The 16,051-nt window shown below is 54.4% G+C and carries 13 protein-coding genes; 11 read left to right on the top strand and 2 right to left on the bottom strand.

Annotated elements, in window-relative coordinates:
* The 4 genes from AC16KF_RS18050 to AC16KF_RS18035 all read left to right on the top strand — a co-directional run.
* Positions 1 to 483 (top strand): hypothetical protein (locus AC16KF_RS18050; RefSeq protein WP_484038754.1); only part of this gene is annotated, 483 nt, incomplete at its 5' end.
* Between the two features lie 19 nt (positions 484 to 502).
* Positions 503 to 1,039 carry a hypothetical protein gene (locus tag AC16KF_RS18045; protein ID WP_484038753.1) on the top strand — a complete coding sequence of 179 codons (537 nt, stop codon included), beginning with the start codon at positions 503 to 505 and terminating at the stop codon, positions 1,037 to 1,039.
* A gap of 964 nt (positions 1,040 to 2,003) precedes the next feature.
* On the top strand, positions 2,004 to 2,300 hold the full coding sequence (locus tag AC16KF_RS18040; protein ID WP_484038752.1) for a BrnT family toxin: 297 nt from the start codon (positions 2,004 to 2,006) through the stop codon (positions 2,298 to 2,300).
* The gene (locus AC16KF_RS18035) at positions 2,287 to 2,586 is read left to right on the top strand and encodes a hypothetical protein (RefSeq protein WP_484038751.1); all 300 of its coding nucleotides are present in this window, start codon (positions 2,287 to 2,289) and stop codon (positions 2,584 to 2,586) included. Before AC16KF_RS18040 ends, AC16KF_RS18035 begins: the two co-directional genes overlap by 14 nt.
* Before the next feature lie 123 nt (positions 2,587 to 2,709).
* On the opposite strand, the gene AC16KF_RS18030 is transcribed toward AC16KF_RS18035, so the two are convergent.
* A complete protein-coding gene (locus tag AC16KF_RS18030; protein WP_484038750.1) occupies positions 2,710 to 3,921 on the bottom strand; it encodes a glycosyltransferase in 1,212 nt (403 codons plus the stop codon).
* A gap of 36 nt (positions 3,922 to 3,957) precedes the next feature.
* Positions 3,958 to 5,301: an oligosaccharide flippase family protein gene (locus AC16KF_RS18025; protein WP_484038749.1), complete on the bottom strand. Its 1,344-nt coding sequence runs from the start codon at positions 5,299 to 5,301 to the stop codon at positions 3,958 to 3,960.
* A 446-nt stretch (positions 5,302 to 5,747) separates the two neighbouring features.
* Between AC16KF_RS18025 and AC16KF_RS18020 the strand changes: the two genes are divergently transcribed.
* The 7 genes from AC16KF_RS18020 (at position 5,748) to AC16KF_RS17990 (ending at position 15,954) form a co-directional block, all read left to right on the top strand.
* Complete coding sequence (locus AC16KF_RS18020; RefSeq protein ID WP_484038748.1) at positions 5,748 to 8,120, top strand: DUF7408 domain-containing protein; 2,373 nt, start codon at positions 5,748 to 5,750, stop codon at positions 8,118 to 8,120.
* Positions 8,117 to 9,079: an ABC transporter ATP-binding protein gene (locus AC16KF_RS18015; RefSeq protein ID WP_484038747.1), complete on the top strand. Its 963-nt coding sequence runs from the start codon at positions 8,117 to 8,119 to the stop codon at positions 9,077 to 9,079. The genes AC16KF_RS18020 and AC16KF_RS18015 overlap by 4 nt, the downstream gene beginning before the upstream one ends.
* Before the next feature lie 105 nt (positions 9,080 to 9,184).
* Entirely contained in the window at positions 9,185 to 10,135 is a 951-nt protein-coding gene (locus AC16KF_RS18010; protein WP_484038746.1) for an ABC transporter permease, read from the top strand.
* Between the two features lie 4 nt (positions 10,136 to 10,139).
* Entirely contained in the window at positions 10,140 to 11,711 is a 1,572-nt protein-coding gene (locus tag AC16KF_RS18005; protein ID WP_484038745.1) for a hypothetical protein, read from the top strand.
* Positions 11,712 to 11,744: 33 nt separating this feature from the next.
* Positions 11,745 to 12,725, top strand: coding sequence for an AAA family ATPase (locus AC16KF_RS18000; protein WP_484038744.1), 981 nt, complete (start codon positions 11,745 to 11,747; stop codon positions 12,723 to 12,725).
* A gap of 327 nt (positions 12,726 to 13,052) precedes the next feature.
* On the top strand, positions 13,053 to 13,934 hold the full coding sequence (locus AC16KF_RS17995; RefSeq protein WP_484038743.1) for a DUF58 domain-containing protein: 882 nt from the start codon (positions 13,053 to 13,055) through the stop codon (positions 13,932 to 13,934).
* A gap of 85 nt (positions 13,935 to 14,019) precedes the next feature.
* Positions 14,020 to 15,954: a BatA domain-containing protein gene (locus tag AC16KF_RS17990; protein ID WP_484038742.1), complete on the top strand. Its 1,935-nt coding sequence runs from the start codon at positions 14,020 to 14,022 to the stop codon at positions 15,952 to 15,954.
* Positions 15,955 to 16,051 lie beyond the last annotated feature (97 nt).

The raw sequence follows: 16,051 nt of genomic DNA, 5'->3' as shown, positions 1-16,051 counted from the left end.
CCCTTGGCGCAACGGTATCTGGAAGAGGGCAGAAGAGTTACGCTACTGCCAACTTCCCGAAATTACACAAATGTAGATGGAAGCCCCGCAAGATTTAGCGTCCCCGCTCAAAAAATTTTTATTTCTGATGAAACGCCAATCGTCTTTCGAACTGTTCAGAAATTGAATAAAAACATGGCTGTTATCTATGGAACCACTGATAATAAGCGCTGGCTCAAAGCATATGGATTTGAGCAAAACACGGAAGGAGTTTTGTTGATTAATTACTACAACGAGGGACCTGAAGATTTGGCTTCATACAAAGAACACGCTGACTTAATATTTGCAAGAAGACTAGCTATGGCGCTACAATTTATGTTCTTGAGAACCGAAATATCTCTTGCTTATGGCGGGGCAGAAGATGTGGTTACGAAATCCATAATCTTTAGCGGTGAAGGTCTTTTACCCAAAGACCCAATTGTTATCTATTCACAAACTCGATAATTTTGTGCTACTATGAATTGTGGGGAAATATATCGGCATAACTCTTGGCATTCTTATTGCATTCCTTCTTGGTCTTGGTGGCTTCGTTTACTTTCAGGGGAAAAAAGAAAATACTTCTCCACAGATTAAAAACGCGAAAGTTGATATTCAGAATAAATCAAACCTTGAACTGTTATTGACTGATGTCGGCTGGCACAAAGCCGATAGTATTACACTTCTTACGGGTGAGATTATTCAAATAAGCCAAATTGCTGGCATTGAAGTAAAGTACTCTGATAAAGAGCAACCCTTCCTCAAACAAGGGGATGGGAAGGGCATGGTATTTGCCTCGGTCGATACCGAAATTGCGGATGAAAAGCTGGTTTTTACCGTTCATGTTGACCCGAAAAGATTGACCAAAGCGCGGGATAAAAACTGGTGGGTGGATAGTCAGGTGATAAGAGCCATGAATAAAATGCTACATCCAAATGCGACCGATGAAATGCTCATTGAAAAAGACAGGGAAATATTCGATACATATAAAGGCAAGATTGACCTTTGGGAGATAAAACTTTAGGAGTATGAAAAAACTGACACTGCTTTTGTTGATATTGGGGAGTTTTATATTTGCAACCAATGTAAATGCTCAAGTGGGATGCTGTGTGGGGAATGTTGTAACTGGAACCGCTTTTTGTCCAAACGATCCCGAGCCATTAAATTGGTATTGCACAAACACAAGTACTGCTTATGGCTGTGGCGGGCTTGATTATTCAACTTGTGTAAATACGAGACCATCATCAGGCGTAGCCTGTGGTCAAACTGGAGTAACTTGCACAGGCTGTGGATGGTCGACAACGGCATGTAGCGGTGGGGGAGGCGGGGGCGGGGGAGGCATAGGCGAGCCGTGCTCAAGCGACTCCGACTGCTCTTCGGGAAGGTGCAGCGCCCAACGGGGGATCTGTGTCGACGCGGGAGGCTTTATCTGCCCAGAAGACCCAGTCTACTGCCCCTCTGGAACCGTAAGAACCGCTACCGTTATAAGATCTTCGTGCCTAAATCCAAAATGCACGGCGGGGAGCGCGCAGACGATAGGGGACTGTTGCTCGGGGCATTGGAATAAGGGGGCATGTACCGATTGGTATGATTGCCCGACGAGAAACAATCCCAACAAAGTTTGCAGGGATTGCGAGGATGATGAGTTTATATGCACTACTCAGAACTATATTACCTATCGATGTGATCCCGTTTGCTCTGTTACTTCCCCCACAAATGTCGTGGTTACTCCGATTTCTTTAACTTCCTCACGAGTTACATGGACACCGGGAAATAATAATATTAGGCAGGGAATTTATGTCTCAACCAGCAAATCGGCGGTGGTAGCTCGAGTGAGATTGGTACTCTAACGTCGTCCGCAAATCATTAGCCTAAAGCTTTCATTCCATCCATCACCCTCTCCTCCCTCCTCACCCACGAAAACTGCTCCACATCCTTCCACACCTGCGTATTGACAAAGCATATACGCGAGGCTATACTCATTCTGAATGAACGTCAGATACACGCTTCATAATATCCTCTTCGAGTGGGACAGCCAGAAGGCGGCTGTCAACTTGCGAAAACATGATGTCAGTTTTGAACTGGCATGTGAAACGTTCTTCGACCCATTCGTTTGTTATCTGGACGATGAAATTGTCGGCAGTGAACTTCGCGAAAGAATTGTCGGCTTAACCACAAATTGGATATTGCTTTACGTAGTCTATGTCATGCGCGACGACAGAATACGAATTGTGTCCGCCCGATCTGTGACCAAGACAGAAAGAGAAATCTATGAAAATCAATAAACTTGCCCAACGCTTACAAAAAGACCGCCGAACGACGATGGTCAGCATCCGCATCCCTGAGGATGTGATCGAAGACCTGAAACGCGTCGCGCCGATGCTCGGTTTTTCTGGGTATCAGGCATTGATCAAAGCGTATATCGGACAGGGATTGCGCGCCGATCTTGAACGCCTCGAAAACGGCGTGGAAATCTCCTCGTTGATCGAAAGCTTGAAAAAGAAAGGCGTGAAGGAAGAGATAATCTCCTCTGCAATTGCCGAGGCGCAAGGTTCATATCAAACTACTTGATGATCTTACACAAATCTTTTTGGACGCTGATTCACGCTGAGAACGCAGATTTTCTTTCTTTTGAATCAGCGAATTCAGCGTTTTTCAGCGTCCCAATATTGAAAGAGAGGGGAATCAATCAAATTACTTGATGATCCCCTCCATCACCCTCCCCTCCCTCCTCACCCACGAAAACCGCTCCACATCCTTCCTCGCCTGCGCGCCCAACGCGAGCCTGCGCGATTCATCTTCTAGTAATTTCTCAATCTCCAGTCTCCAGTCTCCAATTCTCTGATTCTCCAATTCTCCAACATTGTGGTCTCGATACGCCCCTCGGCTTTCACTCGGGGCTACTCGACCACCGTTTGATTCGCGCATTTTTACAAACACCGCATTCCCCTCATTCAACACCTCCCGAATCACGGGCAACTCCGCGCACACGATCGCCCGTCCCGCCGCCATGTATTCGAACATCTTCATCGGGTTGATCACCTCGGCAATGTCCTGTCCGCTCGACGCCAAAATGGAATGCGAATACGGCATCAGCAACACATCCGCCGCGGCTTGATAGAGCGGGATGTTGCTATGCTCCACGAAGCCCGTCATCGTCACGTTCGCAACGCGCGCCTCCTCTAACTTCGATCTCCAAAATGACACGAGTTCGGGCGTGCCGCCGACCCACAAAAAATTCACGCGCGGCATTTGATTCGCCAACTCGAACAACAACTCCGCGCCGCGCCCCTGATAAATATGACCCGTGAAGCCGACGGTGAGTCCCTCAGGCAGATTCAATTGACGACGTGCCTCTTGAGGACTCGGCAGGGATTCGTATCGCTCCAACTCGACTCCATTCGGCGCGACGATCACCGCTTCATTCTCCAATTTGAGGCTGGTTGACCTCTCTAAGGCTTTTCTCAACGCGGACGTGGTGACCGTCATCGTCTTCTTCCCCTTCGCATTCCAAAACTGACGGAGCCACCACGCGCCCATGAGACCTGTCACATCCGCGTGCATTTCGAGGACGACGGGATACTTCATCCACACTCCCAGCGCAGCGGATTGAGGAAGCCATGTGTAAATGAGGTCCGCGCCAAACCTCCGCGCGGCGCGTTGGGCATGGACGATAAAGTCGAGGCGTTTGAGTCGCTTGATGGACGGAAGCAGTTCGAGGGGCGGAGAGAAGCGTACTCCGTAATGCGTATTGAGTATTTCTTGCGAGACAGTCTGCGTTTCCGCAGGCGCGAACATCCGCGCGTCATGTCCTAATTGAATCAAGGCTTGAGCAACCTTCATTGCTTGAATCGAATTCGCAGTCAGCGACGGAATCCGAGAATTGGTTATCAATGCAATCTTCATACCAGTCTCTAATCTCTATTCTCTGCTCTCTATTCTCTAATTCTCAAATTCTCTAATCTTCTTCATCCCCCGCCACGCCATCACCCCCACCGACGCAACATAATAAAACGACAACAACGCGCCCGCTGCGACAATGCCGAATCGCGGCACGAGCACGAATGCCAGCGCGATCTTGATAATGCCGACAATGAGCGTGACCTTGATGGGATATTCGGGCAAGCCGAGCGAAAGCAACAGCGGACGATTCCAGAACAACGTGTAATTGAACGCGAGACCAACGACGAGCGCGATCATCGCGGGATAGGCGGGGAGAAATGTGTCGTTGCTGTAAATGCGAATCATCCATTGACCAAGTAACACGAAGCCGATGGCAATGGCGAAGTTGTACGCGAACGAAAGTGATGTGACCTTGCGCAGAAAATCTTTGAGCCGCGTCCATGCGCTTTGCACCACGAGACGATTGATCTCGGGGAACGTGCTTGCAATCAGCGGATCGGTGACGATGGACAGAAAACTGACCAGCGTGTATGCCAGTTTGTAATAGCCCGCGGCTTCGGGCGTGAGGAAGAACGCCACCCACAACAACTCACTCTCGCGGAAAATTTTGATGATCGTGGCGCTGACGTTGGAACTGACCGCAAAGCGAATCAACTCGCGCCACTCGCTCCGCTCGCTTCGCTCGGCGATTGCCGAAAATGATTCGCGCCACCAACCACTGCCGAGAACTCTGTGCAATTGTATTTGCGCGGCGAAGAACATGCCAAGCCCAAGGATCGTTTTGCTGAGGAGATAGGCAAACAGAATTGATTGAAGTGTGCCATGCGTGAGGAACGCGGCAACGATGACAATCGTCGTGACGATGCTTTGCAGGAGATTGACCGTGCCTTGCAGTTTGATCCTGTTCGTGACTTGTAAAATGCCAGTGGATGTTTCGGTGTTGAAATTGGCAAGCAACCCAATCGCAAAAACGATGAACATCCATGCCGTGCCTGCGGTTTTCGCGTTGTACATTTCGGCGAGGTTGGCAGTCAACACGACGGCGAAAAAAGCAAGCAGTGAAACGACGGCTTCTGTGAGGCTGGCGGCTTTCAGCAACGCGGAGGCTTTTGATTTTTCACCTTGTTCAAGATATGCCCCGCCATATTTCACCACCACCTCACCCATGCGAAACGAAAAAATGCTGTTGACCGTGGAAGCATACGCCATGATCACGCCGATCAAACCGTAGCCCGAGGGTCCGAGCAAGCGCGTCACCAACGCGCCTTGAAGCACGCTCAACGCCAACGCGATCGTGTTGTTGCTAAAGAGGTGGAGGCTGTTGCTTACGACACGGTGGAAGAGATTGTCTTCGCGGAGAGAGGTTCGGATTCGTTGAAGCATACGATGGCAAATTGTAATCGTTATGAGCCATTATCGGGATTGAGGAGTCAAGTGAGGCGCGCAAAAGGATGCGGATGGGTTTTACCACAGACAGGAAACCCTAAGACACTGTTTCTTAAGTACACGGATTTGACGGATTACACGGTCAACCACGGATTTTAAAATGGTTTTCTCCGTGAAATCCGTGTTATCCGTGTCCAAAAAAGACCTAAGAAACACTCTCTAACCACTGAGACACGGAAACACAGAGAAACCAATTAAAAAACTCCGTGACTCAGTTTCTCCGTGTTTCAAATATTCACAGATCGTCACTCTCTCGTGATGTGAATATTTTTCATGGTCAGCGAAAGCCTACAAAATTGAGCGCCCTCAGCGCGGATCAAAAAGTTACCTTCGGCAGTCTTATGATAAGATTTGTCCACGCAATCAAGATAGGAGAAACCGGCTTGATCGCCACCCTTCATTCAAAAACCGTCAAGATCATATTCGTTGCCATCCTGCTTGCAAGCCTGTCCCCCGCGTTCGGAGGACAGCGATTCGTCCACGCGCAGAACGGAGGGGTCACATTAAGCGCGGCGGCGGGGTTCGACGGGTATTGCAAAGATAAACGCTGGCTGCCCGTCCGCGTGGAGGTGGAAAACACCGGCCCCGATCTGGACGCGAGCGTGCAAGTCTCCTATCAAAACAGCAGTGGGGGCATAACTTCCACAACGACCGAAGCGCAACTCCCAACTTCATCGCGCAAAGCCTTCTTTGTATATATTTTCGCCGACGGCTCGCTGAGGGATTTCACGGTCAGCCTATTCGATGGAAAGAAAGTTCTGCAAAAAGTAAAACTTTCGGCAAACTGCCTTGCCGACACCCTCCTGTTGGTCGGCGTGATCTCCGATACCCCGGCGGCCTTCGATGGGTTGAGCGACATCAATCCGCTGGGCGGGACCTCCCGCGTGGCGCAATTGCGCATTGACGATCTGCCCGAACGCTATCAAGCCTGGCGGACATTGGACGCGCTTGTCGTCTCGAATGCGGATACGGGCGTTCTGACCGCCGCGCAAAAACAGGCAATGGAATTGTGGCTGAGTTCAGGCGGAAAATTGTTCGTGGCTGGCGGGGCGCAATGGCAAAGGACAACCGCCGGGTTAAACGAACTCCTTCCCGTCGAAATACGATCCACGCGCAATGTGACGGATCTGACCAACCTCAGCGCGTACGTTGAGGATGAGAGTCCGTTGAGTTCGCAGACCACGCTCGCCGTCGGGACGATGCGCGAGGGGGCGCGGGCGTTGGTCGAGGAGGAGGGAGTCTCGATCCTTTCGCAAAAGAATGTCGGGTTTGGCGAGGTGTATTATCTGGCGGCGGACCCGTCGGCGAATCCGTTGGTTGGTTGGGCGGGCATGAAAACGCTGTACGAGCAATCGCTGGCAACGCGCCCTCCCCTGCCGCCTTGGGCAATCTCAACGTTTGATTCCTCTGGGTATTCAAACCCGGCGGAGCAGGCGCTCGGCGCGATGAAAGAATTGAGTATGCCTTCGATCCTGTACATCTGCGGCTTGCTTGGGTTGTACGTGGTCGTGATGGGTCCGTTGAATTTTCTTGTCCTGCGCCGGACCAAACGCCGCGAACTGGCATGGATGACGATCCCCGCGCTGGTGATTATTTTTTCGTGCGTGTTCTACGCCACCGGTTTTTCCTTCCGCGGGTTCACTCCCATCATGAACCGTTTGATGGTGGCGCAGGCATGGGATGGTGTTCCACAGGCAAATGTCAAAGCGTTGGTCGGGGTGTATTCTCCCGTCCGCGCCGGATATGATGTGACCGCCGCTGAGGGCTTTATGCCTCGCGCGTTTTCAGGCAGTTTTGGCGATTTGCAGGCAGACAATCAATGGGCTGTGCTTCAACAGGATGACTCGATGACCCTGCCGGATACGCGCGTGGAGATCGCCGGCATGAAGGCGCTCATTCTGGAGGGCAGCCTGCCCGCGCTCCCCATCAGCCACACGCTGACGATAGACCTCGGCAAAACTCCGTCATCCGTGACCGGCACAGTGACCAATGCAAGCGAGTTCACTCTCAAGGACGCCATGCTCATTACTCCCGGCGGCTGGAAGGAACTTGGCGATTTGAAACCCGGCGCTTCGACGGATGTGAACCTGTTTCTCACCTCGTCAAGTTCCAGCTTCTATTCCAGCAATGCGGGCAACATTCTGAACATCAATCCCATCGCCATACAACCCGATGTGGAAGCGGCGCGGCAATATTCCTTTTTGCAAGCCGTTTTATCCAGCAGCGATTATTCGTATATGAACGCTGGCAACTGGGGCGTATACCTGATCGGCTGGATGGATCGCTCCGACCTCCCCGTTGGCATTGACGGGCGGCGGTATGATCGGGTGGATACCGTGCTGTACATTCACAGCCTCACGCCTCAACTCAAAACCGAGGGCAGTGTATTAAACCTGCCGTCCGGATTCTTCGCATGGGAATCGTCCAGTCCGCTGGTTTCGCCATACTCTGCGTTTGAGATTCCAGATGAGGGATACATCCTCCGTTTTAAGCCCGCCATGCCGATACAATTCCGAAGCGTTCAATCGCTCAAGCTCATGCTGGTCAGTTCCAACCCCAGCGCGTTGACCGCCTACGCCTGGAATTTTGAGACCGGATCATGGACGCGATTAGCAACCGACAAGATGACCATCACCATCTCGAACCCCGATCAGTTTGTCGCGCCCAACGGCGAGGCGCGCATCCGCGTGGTTCAAGACCAATCCACGTATACCGAAATTACCTCCACAACCATCACCATGCAGGTGATTCCATGAGCGCGATCATCGAGATCAAAAACCTCAGCAAGAACTTCGCCCGCCGCCCCGCGGTCAGCGACGTGAACCTCTCCATCGAAAGCGGCGAGATCTTCGGATTGGTCGGTCCCAACGGCGCTGGCAAAACCACCACCATGCGCATGGTCGTCACGCTGCTCCAGCCGGACCGCGGCGAGATCACCATAGGCGGACATTCGGTGCGCAAATCTCCCCGCGACGTGCGGCGCATGATCGGCTTCATGCCCGATTCGTTCGGCGTGTACAACGACATGACCGTGCAAGAGTACCTCGACTTCTTCGGCGCCTGCTACAAGATTCCCCCCGCCCAGCGAAAGACCCTCCTCAACGACCTGCTTCAACTGGTGGACCTCGCTCACCGCCGCAACGACATGGTAGACACCCTCTCGCGCGGACTCAAGCAACGCCTCTCCATCGCCCGCGTCCTGATCCACGATCCCAGCATTCTCATCCTCGACGAGCCCGCCTCCGGCTTGGACCCTCGCGCCCGCGTCGAGATCCGGGAACTGTTGCTGGAGATCGCGCGTCTCGGAAAAACGATCATCTTCTCCAGCCACATCCTCGCCGACGTGGCGGAACTCTGCACCCGCGTGGGAATCATGGAAGGCGGCAAACTGGTCGCGCTCGGCGCGCTCAACGAACTGACCGAGAAAGCGATGCCGCATCGTCTGATCCGCGTCGCGTTCCTGAACCAGATCGAGGTCGAGCAGGCGCAGAACGCGCTCGCCGCATTGCCGGGCATCTTCGCCGCCCGCGCGCAGGATGGGCTGGGCAAAGCCGGCTGGCTATCCTTCGAAGCCGAGTTCAGCGGCGACGACGCCTCTTTGCAAACGCTTCTCTCCACGTTGGTCTCGCAGGGACTCCCCATCGTCCACTTCAGCGAAGAGACTCAAGACCTCGAAGAGGTCTTCATGCGCGCCACGCGCGGGATCGTTTCGTAAATTTTTGGGACGCGGATTACACGGATTCCACGGAGAAAGAAACAAAAAATCCGTGTCCATCCGCGCAATCCGTGTACGAAAGAAACTGTGTTACAAGGAACCAACATGGAATCTACGACCTCCATTCCCGAAGCCCCCAAAAAGATCGAGCGGCAGAGCATTCTCAGCCGCCTGATGGACAACCCGGTCATCCTCAAAGAACTGCGCGGACGGATGCGCGGCGGGCAAGCCTTCGTCCTGCTCACCATCTACCTCGGGCTGATCGCCATGTTCATCCTGTTTGTCTACAGCGTTATCTCCCCGGCTTATTCTTACGCCTTTGACGCAAGCGCCCGCCAGGACGCCGGTAAAGCCATCTTCGGCACGGTGGTCCTGCTCGAACTTTTGCTGGTCAGTTTCATCGCGCCCGGGCTCACCGCCGGGGCGATCACCTCCGAACGCGAACACCAGACCTACGAACTCCTGCGCACCACATTGCTCTCGGCGCGCTCGCTGGTGCTGGGCAAACTCGGTTCCGCCTTTGCCTACATCTTCCTATTGATCCTCACCGCCGTTCCCCTGCAAAGCCTCGCGTTCTTATTGGGCGGCGTTGGTCTGGGCGAATTGATCGTTTCCGAATTGATGCTGGTTGTCACCGCGGTCTTCTTCTGCACGCTGGGCATCTTCTTCTCCAGCCTGGTCAAGCGGACGCTCGCCGCCACCGTCAGCTCGTATGCCGCGATCCTCTTTTCATTTCTCGTGATCGTGTTCATCTTCATGCTCATCGCGTACACCGAGGCGCTTTCCTACAACAGCATGCTCGAACAATTCACCGAATACATCCTGGGTATCATCATCTGGGCGCTGGTTAGCACAAATCCCCTCATGGCGGCGATCCTCAGCGAAGTGATCCTCGTGGAAGACCAAAACTTGTTCTACACGACGAGTCAAATATTCGGCTCGAACGGACCGACCTACCTCCCCTCGCCGTGGATCGTCTACGTCCTGTTCTATACAGGCTTCACCCTGCTCCTGATCTTCTTCAGCATTCAATTGGTCAAACGCCCCGACCGTTAAACCGATGTCAACCATCTCCGAACTAAACCAGCCCCTCCACGCATGGATTCGCCGCCTGCGAATGCAACGCGCCCTCGCGTGGTCGTTGCGCGGCTTCATCGTCGGCATGTTGGCATCGCTCGCCGTCGGATCGTTCATGTTATATCAAGCCAAAATTTTGCGGGCTGAATTTCTCGCGCTCGTCCTCTCGGCATCGCTCCTCGCCGCAATTCTTTTTGGATTGACCGCCGCCCTCTGGCGGATTCGTCCCCTCGACGCCGCCCGCCGCTTCGACCTGCTCTTCCATTTGGACGAACGCGTCAGCACCGCCGTCGAACTGACTCGGCTCCCCAGCCTCGTCTCGCCTGAGATTCTTCACCGCCAACTCGCCGACGCGGTGACCGCCGCCCGCAACGTGAACCCGCGCCGCGAGTTTCCATTGAGAATCCAATCTCGTGAAGCAATCACTGCCCTGTTGTGCATCGCGCTGATCGCCCTCGTCTGGTTTCGCGGCGAGGCGATGTTCCAAGCCGCGCAACAGGCGCGCGCCGTCGAACAAGCCGTGCAGGAACAAGTGACCCAGATCGAAGAGATCATCCAACAGATCGAAGCGAACGAGACGTTAACCGAGGAGCAAAAGCAAGCGCTCACCGATCCACTCAAAGAGGCGCAACAGGCATTGCAGGATAATCCCTCGTTGGAAAACTCGGTGTCAACGCTGACGAACACCGGCGAACAATTGCAAGCCCTCTCCGACCCGCAGGCGCAACAGATGGGCGAGGCGTTGAAAGAGGCGGGGAATCAACTTGCGAATCAAAACGGCAGTCCGCTTGAATCGGTGGGAGAGCAATTGGCGCAGGGCAACACGGTCAACGCCGCGACCGAACTCGCCAACATGGACCTTAGCCAGTTGAGCGCAGAGGAACAGGCGCAACTCGCCGAACAGTTGAGCGCGATGGCAGAGTCGCTTCAATCTACGAATCCCGAATTGGCGAATCAACTGAACCAAGCGGCGGAGGCGTTGCAAAACGGAGATACCGCCTCGGCGCAACAAGCATTGGATCAAGCCGCGCAATCTCTCGCGCAAGCGGGACAGCAAGTCGCATCGTCGCAAGCCGCAAGCCAGGCGGCGAGTCAACTACAACAAGGCGCGGGGCAGGTGTTGGCGGCGGGCGGAGGTCAGCAGGCGAGTCAAGCGAATCAAGGTGGGCAAAACTCCGCGAATGGCGGCGCAGGCTCAGGGTCCGGAAATGAATCGGGCGAGTCCCAGAGCGGAAACGAATCGGGCAGTGATCCCATCGCGCAGAACAATGGTCCCGGTGATGGCGGTGAGTCGTCTTACGAACAAATTTACGCGCCGCAATTGTTGGGCGGCGAAGGCGGCGAGCAAGTGAATCTGCCGCCGTCTGATCCGAACAGCGGCGATGTGATCGGACAGGGACCGACGACGCCGGGCGAGCCCGGCGCAAGCACGGTTCCGTATAACGAAGTTTTTTCGCAGTATGAGCAGGTGAATAACGAGGCGATCGAAAGCGGCGCGGTGCCGCCGTCGTTCATTCAGATCGTGAAAAATTATTTTGATTCGTTGAAACCGTAAGACAAAATTAATTTTGTCGTACATGGAGAGACCATGAACTTAACCGTTGACCAATTCCGCGCGCGCGCCGAAGCCATCGAAACCGAGGTGGGACGAGTCATCGTCGGGCAAAGCGATGTGGTGCGGCATGTGCTGGTGAGCATCCTCGCGGGTGGGCATGTGTTGCTCGAAGGCGTGCCGGGACTCGGCAAGACGATGCTCATCCGCACGCTGGGCGATGTGTTGGATCTGAAATTTTCGCGCATCCAATTCACGCCCGACATGATGCCCGCCGATATTATCGGAACGGAAATCCTCAGCGACCAAAACGGCCAGCGCGAGTTTCGCTTCCGCCACGGCCCGTTGTTCGCCAATTTGATTCTGGCGGATGAGATCAACCGCGCCACGCCGAAGACTCAATCCGCGCTGCTCGAAGCCATGCAAGAGACTTCGGTGACGGCGGCGCAACAGACCTACCGACTCGACGAGCCGTTCTTCGTGATGGCGACTCAAAATCCGCTGGAGATGGAGGGAACGTATCCGCTTCCCGAAGCGCAACTCGATCGTTTCTTTTTCAAGGTCAACGTGAACCTGCCGAACGTGAATGAGATGGTCGAGATCATGGATCGCACAACCGGCAAAGAGTCTCCGTCGGCGAATAAGGTCGTCAGCGGCGCGGAGATTTTGCAAATGCGCGAACTGGCGCGCGGCGTGCCGATGGCGTCGCACGTCAAAGATTTTGTCGCGCGTTTGGTGCTCGCCACGCATCCCGAAGACCCGAACGGTTCGCCGCTGGTAAAACAATTTGCGCGTTACGGAGTCTCGCCGCGCGGCGCGCAAGCGTTGACGTTGGGCGCCAAAGTGACCGCGCTCTTGAACGGCCGTTTCAACGTCGCCTTCGACGATATCAAAGCCGTCGCCCCCGCCGCGCTGAGGCATCGTCTGCTGTTGAACTTCGACGGCTTGGCGGAGGGGATTCGCACTGATGATGTCATTGGTGAACTCCTCGCTGAACTTCAACCCCAAACCAATTAACCACAAAGGGCACGAAGAACACAAAGTTTTTAAGACCTCACGAAAAACCCTTCGTGGTTAAGAAACACACTTTGAGAAGTACCCGGTGGTCGAGTAGTCCTGAGCGAAGCCGCCGCGCTGAGCCTGTCGAAGCGGTAGCGAAGTCGAAGGGCGTATCGAGACCACCAAGACGTAAAGTAATCTTGTTGCAAAAGTTTGTATGCGCACCTGTGGTTTCGATACGCTCCTCACTTCGTTCGTCGCTACTCAACCACCGAGTTAGAATCAAACAAACTTTCCGCTTTCCACTTTCCACCTTCATCCTTCATCATTCATCCTTCTGAATTTATGCTCTTCGACGAACCCACCCTCCGCAAGTTGAATCAACTCACCCTCATCGCCTCGCGCGTGCGCAGTGGAGCGATGAAAGGCGAGCGTCGTTCCTCGCGGCGCGGCTCCAGCGTGGAGTTTGCCGACTATCGCAACTACGCGCCCGGCGACGATCTGCGCCGCTTGGACTGGAACATCTACGCGCGGCTTGAGCGTCCGTTTATCAAACTGCTCGAAGAGGAAGAAGATTTAGCCGTTCACATTTTGATCGACGGGTCGCAGTCCATGGATTGGGGCGAGGGCGATGAAAATAAATTCCAATACACGTTGAAACTTGCGGCGGGACTCGGCGCGATCACGCTCGCGTCCGGCGATGTGCTGACCGTTGGATTTCTACAACACGGCAAAGTTGATGCGGAGTTCGGTCCCTCGCGCGGAGGCGCTTCGCTTGCGCGCCTGTTCCGCTTCCTCGAAAAGATCGAACCCGACGGCGAAACGAATCTCAACCGCGCCATGCGCGACTATTCCATCCTCCCGCGCCGCGCCGGACTCGTCATCCTCCTCTCCGACCTCTTTGCAAACGACGGCTACGAAACAGGTCTGCGCCAGCTCATGGGACGCGGGCACGAAGCCGCGCTGGTGCACGTCCTCGCGCCCGATGAACTCGATCCGCCGCTCGCGGGCGATCTTCAACTCGTGGATATCGAAACGAATCAAACACAAGACGTCTCGCTCGACGGCGGCTTGCGCGAACGCTACCGAACCCGCGCCCGCGCATGGATTCAATCCACGCAGACCGAATGCCGCAAACGCAACATCCGCTATCTCGACGCGGTCACGAATCAAACGTGGGACCACATCCTGCTCCTTGAAATGAGAAGGGCGGGGTTCGTAAAATGATTCAAACACAAAGGACACGAAGAGCACAAAGGAATTTAAAAGGAATCCTTCGTGACCGTTGTGTCCTTCGTGGTTAAAAATTCTTATGCGCCTCCTCACCCCCCTCGCCCTCACCCTCGCCGCGCTCGCCATTCCCATTATTCTTCTTTACATGCTCAAACTGCGCCGCAAGCAGGCACAGGTCTCTTCCACTTTCCTCTGGCAACAACTTCTGCGCGAACAACAAGCCAACGCGCCGTGGCAAAAACTCAAACGCAACCTGCTCCTGCTCCTGCAACTGCTCATCCTCGCCGCGCTCGTCTTTGCCCTCGCGCGCCCCGCCCTGCAAGTCCCCGTCGTCGCCAGCGGATCGGTGATCGTCCTGCTGGATGCCTCCGCTTCAATGAACGCGACGGATGGGAACCCGACTCGATTCGACTCCGCGCGTGACTCGGTCCTCGACCTCATCAACGGACTCTCCCCCGCTTCTTCCCTGACGTTGATTCTGGTCGCCGAGAAGCCCCAGACCTTGATCGCCGCCGAAACTGACAAAACCCTCCTGAGGCAAGCGCTCAATAACGCGCAAGCGACTCAAGGAGTCGCCGATTGGGAATCCGCCTTCGCGCTTGCGGCAGGCGCGGGAGGCAACTCGACCATCGTGATCGTCTCAGACGGCGGCTTGCCCGAAAGCGGACTCCCCTCCTTGCCCGGAGAGATTCGCTTCATTCCCGTCGGCGAATCGCAAAACAATCTCGCTATCACCGCATTGGCATTACGCCCCGCGCAAAAATCCCCGCAGTTGTTCGCCGAAATCACCAATTTCGATTCATCCGACCGCAATGTTTTGCTCTCCATTTATTTCAACGATCAACTCATCGATGCGCGTCAACTCTCCTTGTCTGCAAATTCTCGCGAAAGCCTCACCCTCGACGATCTCTCCAACGACAGCGGCATCTATAAAGCGACCATCACAATCCCCAATTCTTCCAATTCTCTAAATTCTCTCAATCCCTCCAACTCTCAAAGTTCCCAAAACTTCCTCGATTCGCTTCCCCTCGACAACACCGCCTTCGCCGTTTTTCAAGCCTCCAATTCTCGCCGCGTCCTGCTCGTCTCAAAAGGGAATTTGTTCCTCGAGCAGTTGCTTGCTTCACTGCCCGGCATTCAACCCTTCCGCGCATTGCCCGCCGCAGACGGGACGGTTCAGATTCCCAACGACCCGTTCGATCTCTACATCTTCGACGGCATCGTTCCTCCCGAATTGCCGAACGCGAACCTGCTGTTCATCAATCCATCGTCCAATCCGTTCTTTGAAGTCGGCGGCGCGTATAACGAATTCAAGAATATGCAAGTGACGGAACATGCGCTCACCAATTTTGTGGACTGGAGCAACGTCCACATCCTGCAAGCGAAACTTGTCGAGACCCCCGCATGGGCTGAGACGTTGATCGCATCAGACGCGGGTCCGCTCGTGTTTGCGGGCGAGACGAAAGGTCAACGCATCGCCGCGCTCGCCTTCGACTTGAAAGAAAGCGACCTCCCGCTCCAGATCGCCTACCCGATTCTCTTTTCCAATTTGATCAACTACCTCGCGCCGCCTAGCGCCTTCGACGCGACTCAATCACTGACGCCCGGCGAAAGCCTGTCCATCCTGCCGCAATCGAATGTGGACCGCATCGTCGTCGCCTCGCCGTCGAATCAGGCGTATACCCTCCCGCTCGATCAACCGACCTTCACCCAAACCGACGAACTCGGCTACTACGCGGTCAACTTCATCTCCGGCGATTCCAATCGCGTCGAATATTTCGCCGTCAATCTTTTCGACGAAAACGAATCGAACATTCAGCCGCGAGAATCGATTCAAGTCGGGCGTTCGACCGTCACGCCCACCGTCGCGCAACAGATCGGTCAACGCGAGTTGTGGACCTGGCTCGCCGCGCTCGCGTTGCTCGTGTTGATGATCGAATGGCAGGTGTTTCATAGAAAACAAATACCGTCATTGCTTATCTTTAAGAGCACTTTGGACGCAGATAAACGCTGAGGACGCTGATTTTTTGATTTGGAGGAAGAATGAATAAAAGATTGAAACCAAACGCCGCTCCTTCGACAACATGCGGAAGGAATGGTGGCTCGCCCAA

Source organism: Candidatus Defluviilinea gracilis, assembly GCF_057138825.1.
The sequence above is the reverse complement of the archived record's forward strand: the minus strand, read 5'-3'. Positions and strand labels throughout refer to the sequence as shown.